Raw genomic sequence first — 18478 nt, forward strand, 5'->3', positions numbered from 1 at the left:
ACCGAGGTGCCTGTATCGCAGGCAAGCCAGCTCCCACATAAGCTAGGCTCCCACAGTTGTTTTTGGGTACTTGGAAGATTGCTCAAATAATCACCAATCACCTTGCGCCGTTTCTCCCCCTTCTCTACAATTGCGCCCCTTGCCTTCCTGGCAGGCATTGATGTGCCTCCCTTCGGCAAGATCCATAAGTGTCATTCACTCCTTGTCTGACCGTTTTTGAGCGGCAGGCTACAACCCGTAAGGAGCATTCATGCGTCATTACGAAATCATCTTTTTGGTCCACCCGGATCAAAGCGAGCAAGTCGGCGGCATGGTAGAGCGTTACACCAAGCTGATCGAAGAAGACGGCGGCAAAATCCACCGTCTGGAAGATTGGGGCCGTCGTCAACTGGCCTACGCAATCAACAATGTTCACAAGGCTCACTACGTGATGCTGAACGTTGAATGCACTGGCAAGGCCCTGGCCGAGCTGGAAGACAACTTCCGCTACAACGATGCAGTGATCCGTAACCTGGTCATCCGTCGCGAAGAAGCCGTTACCGGCCAATCCGAGATGCTCAAGGCTGAAGAAAACCGCAGTGAGCGCCGTGAGCGTCGCGACCGTCCTGAGCACGAAGGCGCTGATAGCGCTGATAGTGATGACAGCGACAACAGCGATAACGCTGACGAGTAATCCACGGACCTTTTAAGGAGCCTATCAAATGGCACGTTTCTTCCGTCGTCGTAAATTCTGCCGCTTCACCGCTGAAGACGTGAAAGAGATCGATTACAAAGATCTCAACACTCTGAAAGCCTACGTATCCGAGACCGGCAAAATCGTTCCAAGCCGTATCACCGGTACCAAAGCACGTTATCAGCGTCAGCTGGCCACCGCTATCAAGCGCGCCCGCTTCCTGGCCCTGCTGGCCTACACCGACAGCCACGGCCGCTGAGACCGGGCAGTCGACAAGTAGTAAGGGATTGAATGCATGCGCGCCTTAGCTGAGTTCATCATGCGCGGTCGCGTGCAGGCCACTCTGGTAGTGGCTGGATGTGCGGCATTGCCGTTGCTTTATTGGTTGGGTGCTGCCGCAGGTTGCCTTGTGCTCCTGCGGCGCGGTTTGAAGGACGCCCTTGGCGTTCTTGCCCTGGGATTGTTGCCGGCCTTGATCTGGTGGCTGCAATTCGGTGATCCACGGGTACTTCTGGTACTGCTGGGGTCATCGAGCCTTGCGTTGGTTTTACGCGCAAGTGAGTCCTGGGTCCGCACGCTGCTGGTCAGCGTGGCATTGGGGTTGGTGTACTCAGTGATGCTTGGCGCGGCTTTCCGCCCGCAAATCGAGGCGCTGTCGCAAGAGATCATCAAGATCCTGCCGATGGCCCTCGGGGATCTCTACCAGCAATTGTCGGTAGATGAGCGAGCGCGGTTTGCGTCACTGATTGCACCGGTCCTGACCGGCCTGATTGCGGCACTGTTGCAGGTCGTCAGTGTGCTGAGCCTGATACTTGGGCGTTATTGGCAGGCGTTGTTGTACAACCCGGGTGGTTTTGGTCGCGAGTTTCGCAGTATCAGAATCCCCGCGGGGCCCGCGATGTTGCTGTTGGCGTGCATGGTTGTCGGACCGAACTTCGGTCCACAGATGGCCTTGCTGGCGCCGATTTGCAGTGTACCGCTGGTGTTTGCCGGGCTGGCCCTGATTCATGGGCTGGTGGCGCGAAAGCGCCTGGCCAGGTTCTGGCTGGTGGGGTTGTACGTCACGCTGTTGCTGTTCATGCAGCTGATCTATCCGTTACTCGTGGTCTTGGCCATTGTCGACGGCCTGATTGATTTTCGCGGTCGTCTCGCATCGAAAGATGCCGATAACGCGAACGGTGAAGGTTAAAAGTTAGAGGATTTTCACATGCAACTGATCCTTCTGGAAAAAGTCGCCAACCTGGGCAACCTGGGCGACAAAGTGAACGTTAAGGCCGGCTACGGTCGTAACTACCTGCTGCCATACGGCAAAGCCACCGCTGCAACCGCTGCCAACCTGGCTGCGTTTGAAGAGCGTCGTGCTGAGCTGGAAAAAGCAGCAGCAGACAAAAAAGCTTCGGCCGAAACTCGCGCTGCCCAACTGGCTGAGCTGGAAGTGACTATCACTGCCACCGCCGGTGACGAAGGCAAGCTGTTCGGTTCGATCGGCACTCACGACATCGCTGATGCACTGACCGCCTCCGGCGTTGAAGTGCAGAAGAGCGAAGTTCGTCTGCCGAACGGCACCATCCGCAACGTAGGCGAATTCGACGTAGCCGTGCACCTGCACGCCGAAGTTGAAGCCACCGTACGCGTTGTTGTGGTAGCAGCTTAAGCAGCACCTAACTGACTGGCACCTCGCGTGCCAGGCGGTTAACATCGGGCACGATCCTGTTCACAGGTCGTGCCTTTTGTTTTTCTACAATCCCCTAATTCCAAGTGGCCATGAACGATATTTCAGCTCCTGAGCAATACGATCTGCAAACCGCTGCCCTGAAGGTGCCGCCGCATTCCATCGAGGCCGAACAGGCCGTGCTCGGTGGTTTGATGCTGGACAACAACGCCTGGGAACGCGTGTTGGATCAAGTCTCGGACGGTGACTTCTATCGCCATGACCACCGCCTGATCTTCCGCGCCATCGCCAAGCTGGCCGACCTGAACTCACCGATCGACGTGGTGACCCTGGCCGAGCAGTTGGACAAGGAGGGCCAGACCTCCCAGGTCGGCGGCCTGGGTTACCTCGGCGAACTGGCAAAAAACACGCCGTCGGTCGCCAACATCAAGGCCTATGCGCAAATCGTTCGCGCCCGGGCCACGTTGCGCCAGCTGATCGGCATCGCCACTGAAATCGCCGACAGCGCCTTCAACCCGGAAGGGCGTACCGCTGAAGAGATTCTTGATGAGGCCGAACGGCAGATCTTCCAGATCGCCGAGGCGCGGCCCAAGACGGGCGGTCCGGTGGGCGTCAACGAGCTGTTGACCAAGGCCATCGACCGTATCGACACCTTGTTCAACACCGACAACGCGATCACCGGCCTGTCCACCGGCTACACCGACCTCGATGGCATGACCAGCGGCTTGCAGCCGTCCGACCTGATCATCGTCGCCGGCCGTCCGTCCATGGGTAAAACGACCTTCGCCATGAACCTGGTGGAGAACGCGGTGTTGCGCAGCGACAAGTGCGTGTTGGTGTACTCCCTGGAAATGCCAGGTGAATCGCTGATCATGCGTATGCTGTCGTCCCTGGGCCGCATCGACCAGACCAAGGTCCGCGCCGGTCGCCTGGAAGATGACGATTGGCCGCGCCTGACCTCGGCGGTCAACCTGCTCAACGACCGCAAACTGTTCATCGATGACACCGCCGGTATCAGCCCGTCAGAAATGCGCGCGCGTACCCGACGCCTGGTGCGAGAGCACGGCGACGTGGCGCTGATCATGATCGACTACCTGCAGCTGATGCAGATCCCGGGCTCCGGCGGCGACAACCGCACCAACGAGATTTCCGAGATTTCCCGTTCGTTGAAAGCCCTGGCCAAGGAATTCAACTGCCCGGTCGTTGCCCTGTCGCAGCTCAACCGCTCCCTGGAGCAACGCCCGAACAAGCGCCCGATCAACTCCGACTTGCGGGAATCCGGAGCGATCGAGCAGGATGCCGACGTCATCATGTTCGTTTACCGGGACGAGGTGTATCACCCGGAAACCGAGCACAAAGGCATCGCCGAAATCATCATCGGCAAGCAGCGTAACGGCCCGATCGGCACCTCGCGGCTGGCCTTTATCGGCAAATACACCCGTTTCGAAAACCTTGCGCCGGGCAGCTACAACTTCGACGACGAATAAGCCGTCAGCGCTTCGTCGGGCGCTATCGAGCGAAAGCCCGCTCCCACAGTGAATGGGCTTTCTGTGGGGGCGGGGTTGCCCGCGATTGGGCTCGCCACAATTCCGACCGTTACCGTCGGAATTGGTCAAAATTTGTGCTATATTCCGCGCCCGCGATTTTTCATCTCAACACCGGTCACCGTCATGCAAACAGCCAAGCCGTTATTTGACTATCCCAAGTACTGGGCCGAATGTTTCGGTCCTGCGCCATTCCTGCCGATGAGCAGGGAGGAGATGGATCAGCTTGGCTGGGATTCATGCGACATCATCATCGTCACCGGTGATGCCTACGTTGACCATCCGTCGTTCGGCATGGCGATCATCGGCCGGCTGCTGGAGTCCCAGGGCTTCCGCGTCGGGATCATTGCGCAGCCGAACTGGCAGTCCAAAGACGACTTCATGAAGCTCGGCGAGCCGAACCTGTTCTTCGGCGTCGCGGCCGGCAACATGGACTCGATGATCAACCGCTACACCGCCGACAAGAAAATCCGTTCCGACGACGCCTACACCCCTGGCGGTATGGCCGGCAAACGCCCGGACCGCGCCAGCCTGGTGTACAGCCAGCGTTGCAAGGAAGCCTACAAAAACGTGCCGATCGTGCTCGGTGGCATCGAAGCTTCCCTGCGCCGCATCGCCCACTACGACTACTGGCAGGACCGCGTGCGCAACTCGATCCTGATCGACGCCGCCGCCGACATCCTGCTGTACGGCAACGCCGAACGCGCGATTGTCGAAGTCGCCCAGCGCTTGTCGTGGGGCCACAAGATCGAAGACATCACCGACGTGCGCGGCACTGCGTTCATTCGCCGTGACACGCCTGAAGGCTGGTACGAGGTGGACTCCACCCGTATCGACCGTCCGGGCAAGATCGACAAGATCATCAACCCGTACGTGAATACCCAGGACACCCAGGCCTGCGCCATCGAGCAGGAAAAAGGCCCGCAGGACGATCCGGAAGAAGCCAAAGTCGTACAGATTCTGGCCAGCCCGCGCATGACCCGTGACAAGACGGTCATCCGCCTGCCGTCCGTGGAAAAAGTTCGTGGTGACTCGGTGCTCTATGCCCACGCCAACCGCGTGCTGCACCTGGAAACCAACCCGGGCAACGCCCGCGCGCTGGTGCAGAAGCACGGTGAAGTGGACGTGTGGTTCAACCCGCCGCCCATTCCGATGACCACCGAAGAAATGGACTACGTGTTTGGCATGCCTTACGCACGTGTTCCGCACCCGGTGTACGGCAAGGAAAAGATCCCGGCCTACGACATGATCCGCTTCTCGGTGAACATCATGCGCGGCTGCTTCGGCGGCTGCACCTTCTGCTCGATCACCGAGCACGAAGGCCGGATCATCCAGAACCGTTCCGAAGAGTCGATCATTCGCGAAATCGAAGAGATCCGCGACAAAGTGCCCGGCTTTACCGGCGTGATCTCCGACCTCGGCGGCCCGACCGCGAACATGTACCGCATTGCCTGCAAGAGCCCGGAAATCGAATCCGCGTGCCGTAAGCCTTCGTGCGTGTTCCCCGGCATCTGCCCGAACCTGAACACCGACCACTCGTCGTTGATCCAGCTGTACCGCAGCGCCCGTGCGTTGCCGGGTGTGAAGAAGATTCTGATCGCGTCCGGCCTGCGCTACGACCTCGCGGTCGAGTCGCCGGAATACGTCAAAGAGCTGGTAACCCACCACGTTGGTGGCTACCTGAAGATCGCCCCGGAACACACCGAGGAAGGTCCGCTCAACCAGATGATGAAGCCGGGCATTGGCAGCTATGACAAGTTCAAGCGCATGTTCGAGAAGTACACCAAGGAAGCCGGGAAAGAGCAGTACCTGATTCCTTACTTCATCGCCGCCCACCCGGGCACCACCGATGAAGACATGATGAACCTGGCCCTGTGGCTAAAGGGCAACGGCTTCCGTGCCGACCAGGTGCAGGCGTTCTACCCGTCGCCAATGGCCACCGCCACGGCGATGTACCACTCGGGCAAGAACCCGCTGCGCAAGGTTACGTATAAGAGCGACGCGGTGACCATCGTCAAGAGCGAAGAGCAACGCCGCCTGCACAAGGCGTTCCTGCGCTACCACGACCCGAAAGGCTGGCCAATGCTGCGTGAAGCGCTGACCCGCATGGGCCGCGCCGACCTGATCGGGCCGGGCAAGGAGCAACTGATTCCGTTGCACCAGCCGGCCACCGACAGCTACCAGAGCGCGCGTCGCAAGAACTCGACGCCAGCCGGCAGCCACAAGGTCGCCAAGGAAACCACGACCAGGATCCTCACCCAGCACACCGGCCTGCCACCGCGTGGCAGCGACGGCAGCAACCCGTGGGACAAGCGTGAACAAGCCAAGGCTGCGGCCATGGTGCGCAACAAACAGGCGGCCAAGGAACGTGCCGACGCGGCCAAGGGCAAAGGCAACAAGCCTGCCCGCAAGCCGGTGGTGCCGCGTTGATCGCAGCCTGAACATGCAAAACGCCAGCCTCGTGCTGGCGTTTTGCTTTCTAGGCGGTGGAGAACCGGTTTGTTAAGGTGGCGCCCATTAGATCGCCATCGCAGGCACGCCAGCTCCCACAGTTGACCGCGTTCGACAAATGGAATGCAGGCAATTGTGGGAGCCGGGCTTGCCCGCGATGAGGCCCACCTGGCCACCCTCACTTTCAAGGAAGAACACCCATGAGCAACCCCCTGCTCAATATCGGCATGGACTCCAACCGTTCCCAATTCATGGCGCGCCAGCGCATCGAAAGCCAGATCAACCTGCCACGGCTGTTTGCGGCCATCGACGCCGATCCCGGCATTGTCGGCGCCGGCGTGGTGTACATCGATGCTGATTTCAACGTGATCACCCTGCGCGAATTCAAGCCCCTGTGCAGCATCAAGCCCAAGCGCATCATTTTGCGTGAAGCGCAGAAGTACATTTCCCCGGCACAGTTTGTGGAGCAGGTGAAGACCGACCCTCGGGAAGGGCGCCTCAGTAAAGAGGCGTTTGATATGGGATTGTCCTGCACCGCCGCGATCATCGGCTGGGTTGTTGTGTTCAGCGGCAGTGTGGCCGTGCCCTTTACAGCGGGTGCGAGTGCGTTTGTGGTGGGCATTGGCGTGACGGCGGCATTGGCCAGCAGTGCGCAGTGTGGGTTCGGCGTGGCGCGCACCTACAACGAGATCCTTGACCCGGATGCAAACGATCGCATGGATGACGCCCAATGGTATGGCGCCGTTTCACCGCTCCTTGATGCAGCCTCTTTGGTGGGGGTTGGAGCGGGCGCCTTTACCACGATCAAACTCTTGAAAGCCAACAAGGCCGCCGCGCTGGGCAAGAGTTGGTATGAACTGCTCAAGGGCCTGAGCCGGCAGGAGCGCAGGAAGTTGACCAAGGAATTGCTGAGCCTGCGCGATCCCAGCCTGACGCCCAAGCTCCTCAAGTTGCAGCAACGTACCGGAAAACTGACCAAACGCTACAGCTCCACCGAAATCCGGCATGCGACGTTGACCCAACTCAAAGACGCGTTAGGCGGACTATTGGGCATCTGGGGCAGCTACCGAAGCGGCAGCGTTGGCAGCGCCACCACGCTTGCCATCGGTTTGTATGAGGACCTGACGGAATGAGAGGCTTCCCCGACATGGGCAGCTTTCTCGCCCGCTATTTCCCGGTGTTCATGGGCACGATTTTCATGGCGATCTTTGCCGGGGCGTCGGCTGTGTCCCTCGCAGGCGTGACGTATTGGCGTGGCTTTGACCCGTCGCTCAAAGCCGACTACTCCGGCCTGGCTATTCTGGTGCTCGTCGCGGTGCTGGTATTTGGCAATGTAATGATTGCGCGCGGACGCCCGTGGGCCACGGGGCTGGTGGCGGGTTACCTGGGCGGTTGCCTGCTGTTCGTGCTGCCGATGATCCAATACCCCCTGCCCATGCTGGTGTATGGCTCATCTGCGCTCTTCCCGTTAGTGGGGTTAATGCTGCTCAACAGCAAACGCCACCGCGAAATGCGTCAAAAGCTGCTCGAAATCCGTCACCTGCGCGAAGCTGCGATCGCCAGGCACAAAGCGCGTTGACTGGGTAGATTCACCACCCACCCTCACACCCGCGCCACAAATATGTGCAGCGCATGCACCATCGAACCTCTGTTGGCGCCGTTTTGGTGCTGTACTGCACCGGGTCTTACGATAAAGCGCAATGACGGCCGCTCTGGCATAAGTCTTGCGCGCTTTGTTTCCATGCCCTGGCTCGCAGGAGGCCGCCGTGTCGATTCATGTCGCGTTGCACCACGTTACGCATTACCGCTACGACCGCGCTGTCGAACTCGGCCCACAGATAGTGCGTCTGCGCCCGGCAGCTCACAGCCGCACGCGGATTTTGTCCTACGCACTGAAAGTGCTGCCTGAGCAGCACTTCATCAATTGGCAGCAAGACCCGCAGGGCAATTACCTGGCGCGGTTGGTCTTCCCGGAGAAGACTGACGAGCTTCGTATTGAAGTCGACCTGGTTGCCGAAATGGCGGTGTTCAACCCGTTCGACTTTTTCCTTGAGCCCTACGCCGAAAAAATCCCCTTCAGCTATGCCGCCGATGAGCAGCGCGAGCTGGCGCCGTATTTGGAAACGTTGCCGCTGACCCCGAAATTTGCCGCCTACCTGGCCGGCATTGACCGCACGCCGTTGCCGGCAGTGGACTTCCTGGTCGGCCTCAACCAGCGCCTGGCTGCCGATATTGGTTACCTGATCCGCATGGAACCGGGCGTGCAAACCCCGGAATTCACCCTGGAAAACGCCTCCGGCTCGTGCCGCGATTCGGCCTGGCTGTTGGTGCAGCTGCTGCGCAACCTGGGCTTGGCGGCGCGATTCGTGTCCGGCTATCTGATCCAGCTGACCGCCGACGTCAAAGCCCTCGACGGCCCGTCTGGCACTGAAGTGGATTTCACCGACCTGCACGCCTGGTGCGAAGTGTATTTGCCTGGCGCGGGCTGGATCGGCCTGGACGCCACCTCCGGGCTGTTCGCCGGTGAAGGGCATATCCCGTTGGCCTGTAGTCCCGATCCATCGTCTGCCGCGCCCATCAGTGGGTTGGTGGAACCGTGCGAGTGCGAATTTACCCACGAAATGTCGGTTGAGCGGATCTGGGAAGCGCCGCGCGTCACCAAGCCCTACACCGAAGAACAATGGCTGGCGATCCAGGCCCTGGGCCGTCAGATCGATGGCGACCTGCTCAAGGACGACGTGCGCCTGACCATGGGCGGCGAGCCGACGTTCGTTTCCATCGACGACCCCGACGGCGCTGAGTGGAACACCGCCGCTTTGGGGCCGGACAAGCGTCGCTTGTCCGCCGAGCTGTTTCAGCGCATGCGCCAGCACTACGCACCCAAAGGCCTGGTGCATTTTGGCCAGGGCAAGTGGTACCCCGGCGAGCAATTGCCGCGCTGGTCGCTCAACTGCTACTGGCGCCGCGACGGGGTGCCGATCTGGCACAACAGCGCGCTGATCGCCGACGAGCAAGAAGATTATGGCGCCGACGGCGTGATGGCGGGGCGCTTTCTGGCGAGTGTCGCCGAGCGCCTCAAACTGCCGGCGCGCTTTGTGTTCCCGGCCTTCGAAGACAATTTCTACTACCTGTGGCGCGAAGGCGCACTGCCGCAAAACGTCACCGCCCAGGACCCGCGCCTGAGCGACGACCTGGAGCGCGAGCGCCTGCGCAAAGTGTTCAGCCAGGGCCTGGATAAAGTCATCGGCCAAGTGCTGCCGCTGGCGCGCACAGCGGCGAATGACCGCTGGCAGAGCGGGCCCTGGTACCTGCGTGACAACCACTGCCGGCTGGTACCCGGCGACTCGCCGCTGGGCTACCGCCTGCCGTTGGCCTCGCAGCCTTGGGTGACGGCAGCGGAATATCCGTTTGTGCACCCCACCGACCCGAACCAGGATCAGCCGGCGCTGCCAACCACCGCTCAGCTGCAAAGCCACGGCGAGCCCGCGCCGAGCGACGAGCGCGAGCCGAAGGTCGATGAGTCCGCCGACTGGCTGACGCGCACGGCCTTGTGCGCCGAAGCACGCGAAGGGCGCCTGTACCTGTTCATGCCGCCGCTGGAGCGCGTCGAGGACTACCTGGAGTTGGTGGCCGCCATCGAAGCCACCGCCGAAGAGCTGCATTGCCCGGTTCTGCTGGAAGGCTACGAGCCACCGGCCGACACGCGCCTGAGCAACTTCCGGGTCACACCGGACCCGGGTGTGATTGAGGTCAATGTGCAGCCATCCTCCACGTGGGATGAGTTGGTGGAACGCACCGAATTCCTCTACGAAGAGGCGCGGCAAACCCGCCTGACCACCGAAAAATTCATGATCGACGGCCGCCACACCGGCACCGGCGGCGGTAACCACTTTGTGCTGGGCGGCGCGACGCCCAAGGATTCGCCGTTCCTGCGCCGGCCTGATTTGCTGCGCAGCCTGATCAGCTATTGGCATAACCACCCGTCGCTGTCGTACCTGTTTTCCGGCCTGTTTATCGGCCCGACCTCCCAGGCACCGCGGGTGGACGAAGCCCGCAACGACGCGCTGTACGAGCTGGAAATCGCGTTTGCACAAATGCCCGAGCCCGGCGAAGAGTGCCCGCCGTGGTTGGTGGACCGCTTGCTGCGCAACCTGCTGATCGACGTGACCGGCAACACCCATCGCGCAGAATTCTGCGTCGACAAGCTCTACTCACCCGACGGCGCCACTGGCCGCCTGGGCCTGCTGGAGTTGCGTGCGTTTGAAATGCCGCCCCACGCGCGCATGAGCTTGACCCAACAGTTGCTGCTGCGCGCCTTGGTCGCGCGTTTCTGGCGTGAGCCTTATGCGCCGCCGAAACTGGCGCGTTGGGGCACGGAACTGCATGACCGCTTCCTGCTGCCGCACTTTATCGAGCAGGATTTTGCCGACGTGATCGTCGAACTCAACGCCGCCGGTTACCCGTTGCGTGCCGAGTGGTTTGCCGCGCATTTGGAGTTCCGTTTCCCCAAAGTCGGCGACTACGCCGTCAGCGGTATCGAACTGGAACTGCGCCAGGCCCTGGAGCCTTGGCACGTGCTGGGCGAAGAGGGCGCAGTCGGCGGTACGGTGCGCTATGTGGATTCGTCCCTGGAGCGCCTGCAAGTCAAACTGACCGGGCTGGCGCCGCAACGCTATTTGCTGACCTGCAATGGCATTCCGGTGCCGCTGCAACCGACCGGGCGTATCGGGGAGTTCGTCGCGGGCGTGCGTTATCGCGCCTGGCAACCGGCCAACTGCCTGCAACCGACCATCGCGGTGCATGCGCCCTTGGTGTTCGATTTGCTCGATACCTGGATGCAACGTTCGCTGGGCGGTTGCCAGTATCATGTCGCCCACCCGGGCGGGCGCAATTACGACAGCTTGCCGGTGAATGCCAATGAGGCCGAGAGTCGGCGCATGGCGCGGTTTTTCCGTCTGGGGCACACCCCAGGCAAGCTGCCGGTGCCGGCTTTGGTGATTAATGATGAACTGCCGATGACCCTGGATCTGCGGCGTTTCCCCAATAAAAATGACTGAATGCACTCCCGCTGTGGTCTCTGGCTTTTGTGGTGAGCGGGCTTGCCCCGCGCGAGGCAAGCTCGCTCTCCACAAAGGATGGATCCCACAGGGGATTTGCAGTGTTTGTTGATTTAAACTGAGCCCCCTTGCCCCTGCCGAGCGTTCCATGTCCGACTTGCTCGACCGTTACCCGCTGACCGCGGGTACTTATCACGAACTGCTGGACGACGGCGGCGCCGTGCGTGCCCATTGGCAGCGCTTGCTCGACCATCTGCAACGCAGCACACCTGCGCAACTGGCCCAGCGCCAGGCGCTGTTGACCCGGCAGATCCAGGAAAACGGCGTGACCTACAACGTCTACGCCGACCCCAAGGGCGCGGACCGCCCGTGGGAGCTGGATTTACTGCCGCATGTGCTGGCGGCCGATGAGTGGCAGCAGCTGTCCGCCGGCATCGCCCAGCGTGCGCGCCTGCTGAATGCCGTGCTGGCTGATCTGTATGGCCCGCAGCGCTTGATCAAGGAAGGCCTGCTGCCGGCCGAACTGGTGTTTGGCCACAACAATTTCCTCTGGCCGTGCCAGGGCATCCAGCCGCCGGACGGGGCGTTTCTGCACCTGTACGCCGTGGACCTCGCGCGCACGCCAGACGGCCGTTGGTGGGTCACGGCCGACCGCACCCAGGCGCCGTCGGGCGCGGGTTATGCGTTGGAAAACCGCACCATCGTGTCCCGCGCATTTCCGGACCTGTACCGCGACTTGCAGGTTCAGCACCTCACCGGTTTTTTCCGCACGCTCCAGGAGACCCTGGCGCGCCAAGCCCCTGGCGATGACCAGCCGCCGTTGATCGTGCTGCTCACGCCGGGGCGTTTCAACGAAAGCTATTTCGAACACCTCTACCTCGCGCGCCAACTGGGCTACCCGCTGGTGGAGGGCGGCGACCTCACCGTGCGCGACAGCACGGTGTTCCTGAAAACCCTCAGCGGTTTGCGCCGGGTGAACGCGATCATGCGGCGCCTGGACGACGACTTCTGCGACCCGCTGGAGCTGCGCACCGACTCCGCCCTCGGCGTGCCCGGCCTGCTCGATGCCGTGCGCCAAGGCAATGTGCTGGTGGCCAATGCCTTGGGCAGCGGCGTGCTGGAATCCCCGGGGTTGCTCGGCTTTCTACCGAAGATCAACGAATTCCTGTTTGGCGAAGAACTGATATTGCCGTCCATCGCGACCTGGTGGTGCGGTGAGGCGCCGGTGCTCGCCGAGGCGCTGGAGAAACTGCCGGAACTGCTGATCAAACCGGCGTTCCCTTCGCAAAGTTTCGCTCCGGTGTTCGGCCGCGATTTGAACGACGAACAACGCCAGGCCCTGGCCGAGCGCATGCGCGCGCGGCCTTACGCGTATGTCGCCCAAGAGCTGGCGCAACTGTCGCAAGCCCCGGTGTGGCACACCGTCGATGACCACCTGCAGCACCGTGCCATCGGCATGCGGGTGTACGCCGTGGCCAGTGATGAGGGCTATCGCGTGTTGCCTGGCGGCCTGACCCGCGTGGCGGCCGAGGCGGATGCCGAAGTGGTGTCGATGCAACGTGGCGGCGCGAGCAAGGACACGTGGGTGCTCGGCGAGCGTGCCATCGGCGGCGAGCATTGGCGTGCGCAGCGCGCGATTGGCGCGCATGACCTGGTGCGTCGCGACCCTTACCTGCCGTCACGCGTGGTGGAAAACCTGTTCTGGTTCGGCCGTTACTGCGAGCGTTGCGATGACAGCGCGCGATGGCTGCGGATCGTGCTGGCGCGTTACGTCGACGGCGATGACCCCTTGGCCTTGCAGGCCGCGGTCGAGTTGGGCGAGAACCTGCGCCTGTTGCCGGAGGAGGGCGAGTTGCCCGAACGCCTGCTCGCCGCCTTGCTCGGTGATGACTGGCCGTCGAGCCTGCGCGCCAACCAGCAGCGTTTGCAGTGGGCGGCGTCCCAGGTGCGCGGCAAGTTGTCCCGGGAAAACTGGCAGGCGTTGGTTGAGCTGCAACGCGAAGCCATGGAGCTGGAAAGCGAAACGCCGGACTTCGGCGAGTTGCTGGATTTTCTCAACCGCCTGGTGATGTCCCTGGCGGCATTGTCCGGTTTTGCCCTGGATGACATGACCCGCGATGAAGGCTGGCGCTTTTTGATGATGGGCCGGCGTATCGAGCGTCTGCAGTTTCTCAGCAGCAGCCTCGCGGCGTTCCTGCGCGGCGTGGCGGTGTTCGATCAGGCGGGGCTGGAGTGGTTGCTGGAACTGGGCAACAGCAGCATCACCTATCGTTCGCGCTACCTGGCGGTGCCGCAATTGATTCCGGTGCTCGACCTGTTGCTGCTGGATGAGCAGAACCCGCACGCGGTGCTGTTCCAGCTCAAATTGGTCAGCCGCACCTTGCGCCGTCTTAATGACGATTTTGGTGTGCCGCGTGAAACCGGTTTGGCGCCATTGGTGGAGCGCCTGGCGCGCTTCGACCTGGGTTGCCTGGAGAACCCGCTGTTTGGCGAGTCCAGCGTGCGTGCCGCGCTGGATGGCCTGGCTGATCTGCTGCAGGAGGTTGCCGATGAGAGTGGGCAAGTCTCGGATCGCCTGGCCTTGCGCCATTTTGCCCATGTGGATGATGTCAGCCAGCAAACGGTGTCGGTGTGATGAGTGCGCGCTACCAGATTTTCCACGATACCCATTACCACTACGACAGCCCGGTGTCCCTGGCGCAGCAGTTGGCGCACCTGTGGCCGCGGCCGTGTGCCTGGCAGCGCTGCACCTGGCAACAGCTGGATATCAGCCCGCAGCCGTCTTCGCGGCGCGATGAGCTGGACGTGTTTGGCAACCCGATCACGCGGCTGGCCTTTGAGCGGCCTCATGATGAACTGCTGGTGAATGCCGGGCTGACCGTGGAGGTGCTGGCGCGGCCGTCACTGGATTTCCAGTTGTCGCCGCCTTGGGATCAGACGTGCGACAGCCTCACCTACAGCAGCCAGCCGCTGTCGCCTGAGCGGTTGGAAGCCTGCCGGTATCGCTTCGAATCACCCTACGTGCACCTGAAAAATACCTTTGTCGAGTTCTCCGAAAGCTGTTTCCCGCCCGGCAAGCCTTTGCTGCTCGGCGTGCAGGCCTTGATGGAAAAGATCTTCAGTGAGTTCACCTTCGATGCCGAGGCCACTCAGGTTGCGACGCCGCTGGTGGAAGTACTGGAGCGCCGTCGAGGCGTGTGCCAGGACTTTGCCCACCTGATGCTCGCGTGCCTGCGCTCGCGGGGGCTGGCGGCGCGTTATATCAGCGGCTATCTGCTCACGCAGCCGCCGCCCGGCCAGCCACGGCTGATCGGCGCCGATGCGTCGCATGCATGGGTGTCGGTGTATTGCCCGGTGTCGGGTTGGGTGGATTTTGATCCGACCAACAATGTGCAGCCGGCACTGGAGCACATCACCTTGGCCTGGGGCCGGGATTTCTCCGATGTGTCGCCGTTGCGGGGGGTGATTCTGGGGGGAGGGAGCCATGACCCGGAGGTGCGGGTGACGGTGATGCCTTTAGAGTGAGGATGCGCTGTAAGGATCGTTCCCACGCTCTGCGTGGGAATGCCTGCCGTGACGCTCTGCGTCACCCTTGCGCAGGCTTCGAACCTTACGGTGCGCCTGGACGCGGAGCGTCCGAGGCTGCATTCCCACGCTGAGCGTGGGAACGATCATCCTGGTTGCTTCAGGCGTCTGGCGCCGGATCTTTCGGTGTTTCGGTGTCGTCTGCTGCCACTTCACCTTCCGCATCCGGGTTCAGGGCCGCGGCTTCTTCATCTGCAGTGGCTTTCTTGCGTTGCAGTTTTTCCTCTTTCTTCTGTTCCTTGGCCAAGTCTCTCTGACGTTTGGCGAAGGAGTAATTAGGTTTGGCCATGGGCGATCCTCTAGGGTCGAAGGTGAGGGTGGGCGGCGCGCAGCTGCCTTGGGTCGCTATGGTAGCAGCTTAGCAGCGCGCTTGGGCCTCACTTACCGCAGGCGTAAGCAGCCAGCAAGCCGTTGAACAGTTGGTTGAGGTGCATGGCAGAGGCTCCAGTGGTTGATGGGCCGATCATAGGCGGGCGGCGTCACTTTGGCTGGTAGATTGTGTTGATCAGTCTGATAGCCTAAAGTTGTATACAATCTGTTGATTCAGATCATAAGAAAGTCTGCCTGATTGGGGCACCCTTGTCGCAATACGCGTTTTTTAAACCCTGCCTTGGAGATTCACATGTTTGCCAAACTCGTTGCTGTTTCCCTGCTGACTCTGGCGAGCGGCCAGTTGCTTGCCGCAGAGTGCAAGGTCACCGTCGACTCCACCGACCAGATGTCTTTCAATACCAAAGCCGTTGAAATCGACAAAAGCTGCAAGACCTTCACCGTGGAACTGACCCACTCCGGCAGCTTGCCGAAAAACATCATGGGCCATAACTGGGTGCTGAGTTCCGCCGCCGACATGCCTGGCATCGCCAGCGACGGTATGGCCGCCGGTATCGACAAGAACTACCTGAAAGACGGCGACACCCGCATCATTGCCCACACCAAGATCATTGGTGCTGGCGAGAAAGACTCCGTGACCTTCGACGTGTCGAAACTGGCCGCCGGTACTGATTACGCGTTCTTCTGCTCGTTCCCAGGCCACATCTCGATGATGAAAGGCACTGTGACGCTGAAGTAACAGGGTTCCAGCTGCAAAAAAAGCGCCTTGTGGGGCGCTTTTTTGTGGGCGGTCAGTTGTACCGCGTCATCGTTCTTCGCGAGCAAGCCCGCTCCCACATTCGGCCGCATTCTCATACTGGAACTCGGTCAAATGTGGGAGCGGGCTTGCTCGCGAAGACGGTCTGACTGTCAACACAAAACTAGCTGACTCACCTCACGGCGCAAACGGCATGACCCGCTTGTGCTCAGTCTTGCGGTACGTATCGCAGATGATCTTGAACGCTTCCTCGCGCACCGGCTCGCCATGCAGGAAGGCGTCGATCTCGGCGTAGGTCACGCCATGGGACGCTTCATCCGGCTTGCCGGGCGACAGGTCTTCGAGGTCGGCAGTCGGGATTTTCTCAACCAACGACTCCGGCGCGCCAAAGTGCCGGGCAATCGAGCGCACCTGGTTTTTCACCAGCCCGCTCAGCGGCGCCAGGTCGCAGGCGCCGTCACCGAACTTGGTGAAAAAGCCCATCACGGCTTCCGCCGCGTGGTCGGTGCCGATCACCAGGCCGCCAGCCGCGCCGGCGATGGTGTACTGCGCCACCATGCGCATGCGCGCCTTCGTGTTGCCCAGCACAAAATCACGCGACACCGCCGCCTTGCCTTCAAACGCGGCCACTTCATTGGCCAGGGATTTCACCGCTGGGCCGATGTTCACGGTGTGGCGCTCGTCCGGCTCGATGAAATCCACCGAAGCCTGGGCGTCGTGTTCGTCGAACTGGGTTTCGTAGGGCAGGCGCACCGCGATAAAGCGGTAAGCCTCATCACCGCTGCTGGCGCGCAGTTCTTTCATCGCGCGCTGGGCCAGCAGGCCGGCGGTCAGGGAGTCGACGCCACCGCTGATGCCCAGCACCAATGTCTTGAGCCCGGAATTGCGCAGGCAATCCTGGATAAACGTCACGCGGCGAGCCACTTCGGCCTCAAGGGCGGCGGGGTCTTTGAACGGCGCTTGAACCTTGAGCTGCTGCGCAATCTCACGCTGTACGGCTTGCATGATTCACTCCTTGCTGGAAAGGGCAGGTACTTTAAAAACGTGACGCAAATAGGCGACAAAATTCGGGTCGGTGCAATGGGTCTTGCCCGCTTCATCGGAGATCTTCGCGACGGGCTGGCCATTGCAAGCGGTCATTTTAAGCACGATGCTCATCGGTTCCACACCTGGAATGTCACAGGTCAGGTTGGTGCCGATGCCGAAACTCACGTTAATGCGACCGCGCAACGCACGGAAAATCTCCAGCGCCTTGGGCAGCGACAGGCTGTCGGAGAACACCAGGGTCTTGCTCATCGGCTCGATGCCCAGCTTATGGTAATGGGCGATGGCCTTTTCGGCCCACTGCACCGGGTCACCGGAGTCGTGGCGCAGGCCGTCGAACAGCTTGGCGAAGTACAAGTCGAAGTCGCCCAGGAATGCATCGGTGGTGATGCAGTCGGTCAGGGCGATGCCCAGCAGGCCACGGTATTCGCGGACCCAGCAATCAAGGGCGGCGATCTGGCTGTCGATCAGGCGCGGGCCGAGTTGCTGGTGCGCCATGATCCATTCGTGGGCCATGGTGCCCAGCGGCTTCATGTCGAATTCGCGGGCCAGGTGCACGTTGCTGGTGCCGACAAAACGCCCGGGGAAGTCATGCTTGAGCACGCTGACCACTTCTTCCTGCACGCGGTACGAGAAGCGCCGGCGTGTGCCGAAGTCGGCCACTTGCAGCTCCGAGAGTTCCTCGCTGCTGGCGTTCGCGGTCAGCCAGTCGAACTTGCGGTACAGCTGCTCGCGGGCCTGTTCGAGGATCACGGTCTGGTAGCGGTAGCGGTTGCGCACTTCGCTGACGATGGCCAGCATTGGCACTTCAAACAGGATCACGTGCAGCCACGGCCCGCGCAGGCGGATGAACAGCTCGCCGTTTTCGATGCCGGTTTGCACATAGCGCAGGTTGAAGCGGAACAGCCCGAGGAAGCGCAAAAAATCCGGCTTCATGAAGCTGATGCGTTCCAGAAAGCCCAACTGGTCAGGGCTGAGGCTCAGCTCGGCGAGGCGCTCGATCTGGTAGCGGATCTCCGCCAGGTACGGGCGCAGGTCTTCACTGTTGCGGCAACGAAACTCCCATTCAACTTCCACGTTCGGGTAGTTGTGCAGCACCGCCTGCATCATGGTCAGCTTGTAGAAGTCGGTGTCGAGCAAGTTCTGCACGATGCGATCGGCAAACACACTCTCGCTCATAACGGGAATCTCCAGACGGGTCGGCGATGGGCGCCGACCTTTACGCACTATTAAGGAATGGTGCTAGTGGCGCATAGACCTGTGTTGTTTTGCCAGTGTTTTTTCAGCTGGCACCGTTGTTGTGGCCACTGACGCCTTCGCGAGCAAGCCCGCTCCCACATTTGGAATGCGTTTCAACTGTGGGAG

At 61.2% G+C, this 18478-nt stretch carries 15 protein-coding genes; 12 read left to right on the top strand and 3 right to left on the bottom strand.

Annotated elements, in window-relative coordinates:
- The first annotated feature begins 250 nt into the window (after positions 1-250).
- The 11 genes from rpsF to WBB95_RS21120 all read left to right on the top strand — a co-directional run bounded on the left by rpsF (position 251) and on the right by WBB95_RS21120 (position 14922).
- Positions 251-673 carry a 30S ribosomal protein S6 gene (gene rpsF / locus WBB95_RS21070; protein ID WP_003236224.1) on the top strand — a complete coding sequence of 141 codons (423 nt, stop codon included), beginning with the start codon at positions 251-253 and terminating at the stop codon, positions 671-673.
- Positions 674-701: 28 nt separating this feature from the next.
- Entirely contained in the window at positions 702-932 is a 231-nt protein-coding gene (gene rpsR, locus WBB95_RS21075; RefSeq protein ID WP_002551829.1) for a 30S ribosomal protein S18, read from the top strand.
- 36 nt (positions 933-968) lie between these two features.
- A complete protein-coding gene (locus WBB95_RS21080; RefSeq protein WP_424489336.1) occupies positions 969-1862 on the top strand; it encodes a hypothetical protein in 894 nt (297 codons plus the stop codon).
- Positions 1863-1880: 18 nt separating this feature from the next.
- Positions 1881-2327, top strand: a complete 447-nt coding sequence (gene rplI / locus WBB95_RS21085) for a 50S ribosomal protein L9 (RefSeq protein ID WP_003171376.1) — start codon at positions 1881-1883, stop codon at positions 2325-2327.
- A gap of 110 nt (positions 2328-2437) precedes the next feature.
- The gene (dnaB, locus tag WBB95_RS21090) at positions 2438-3832 is read left to right on the top strand and encodes a replicative DNA helicase (protein WP_424489337.1); all 1395 of its coding nucleotides are present in this window, start codon (positions 2438-2440) and stop codon (positions 3830-3832) included.
- Between the two features lie 183 nt (positions 3833-4015).
- Positions 4016-6319: a YgiQ family radical SAM protein gene (locus WBB95_RS21095; RefSeq protein ID WP_424489338.1), complete on the top strand. Its 2304-nt coding sequence runs from the start codon at positions 4016-4018 to the stop codon at positions 6317-6319.
- Between the two features lie 221 nt (positions 6320-6540).
- Positions 6541-7473 carry an NAD synthetase gene (locus WBB95_RS21100; protein ID WP_424489339.1) on the top strand — a complete coding sequence of 311 codons (933 nt, stop codon included), beginning with the start codon at positions 6541-6543 and terminating at the stop codon, positions 7471-7473.
- Entirely contained in the window at positions 7470-7919 is a 450-nt protein-coding gene (locus WBB95_RS21105; RefSeq protein ID WP_424489340.1) for a hypothetical protein, read from the top strand. Before WBB95_RS21100 ends, WBB95_RS21105 begins: the two co-directional genes overlap by 4 nt.
- A gap of 187 nt (positions 7920-8106) precedes the next feature.
- Positions 8107-11397, top strand: coding sequence for a DUF2126 domain-containing protein (locus tag WBB95_RS21110; RefSeq protein ID WP_424489341.1), 3291 nt, complete (start codon positions 8107-8109; stop codon positions 11395-11397).
- Between the two features lie 148 nt (positions 11398-11545).
- Positions 11546-14032, top strand: a complete 2487-nt coding sequence (locus WBB95_RS21115) for a circularly permuted type 2 ATP-grasp protein (RefSeq protein WP_424489342.1) — start codon at positions 11546-11548, stop codon at positions 14030-14032.
- Positions 14032-14922: a transglutaminase family protein gene (locus WBB95_RS21120; RefSeq protein ID WP_424489343.1), complete on the top strand. Its 891-nt coding sequence runs from the start codon at positions 14032-14034 to the stop codon at positions 14920-14922. The genes WBB95_RS21115 and WBB95_RS21120 overlap by 1 nt, the downstream gene beginning before the upstream one ends.
- Before the next feature lie 160 nt (positions 14923-15082).
- Here WBB95_RS21120 and WBB95_RS21125 read toward each other — a convergent pair whose 3' ends face one another.
- On the bottom strand, positions 15083-15271 hold the full coding sequence (locus WBB95_RS21125) for a hypothetical protein (RefSeq protein WP_424489344.1): 189 nt from the start codon (positions 15269-15271) through the stop codon (positions 15083-15085).
- A gap of 333 nt (positions 15272-15604) precedes the next feature.
- Between WBB95_RS21125 and azu the strand changes: the two genes are divergently transcribed.
- A complete protein-coding gene (azu, locus tag WBB95_RS21130; RefSeq protein ID WP_424489345.1) occupies positions 15605-16051 on the top strand; it encodes an azurin in 447 nt (148 codons plus the stop codon).
- Positions 16052-16246: 195 nt separating this feature from the next.
- On the opposite strand, the gene nadE is transcribed toward azu, so the two are convergent.
- On the bottom strand, positions 16247-17074 hold the full coding sequence (gene nadE / locus WBB95_RS21135; RefSeq protein WP_424489346.1) for an ammonia-dependent NAD(+) synthetase: 828 nt from the start codon (positions 17072-17074) through the stop codon (positions 16247-16249).
- A 3-nt stretch (positions 17075-17077) separates the two neighbouring features.
- A complete protein-coding gene (gene pncB, locus WBB95_RS21140) occupies positions 17078-18292 on the bottom strand; it encodes a nicotinate phosphoribosyltransferase (protein WP_116627318.1) in 1215 nt (404 codons plus the stop codon).
- Positions 18293-18478: the final 186 nt, after the last annotated feature.

It is taken from the genome of Pseudomonas sp. (assembly GCF_049645325.1).
GTDB lineage: Bacteria > Pseudomonadota > Gammaproteobacteria > Pseudomonadales > Pseudomonadaceae > Aquipseudomonas.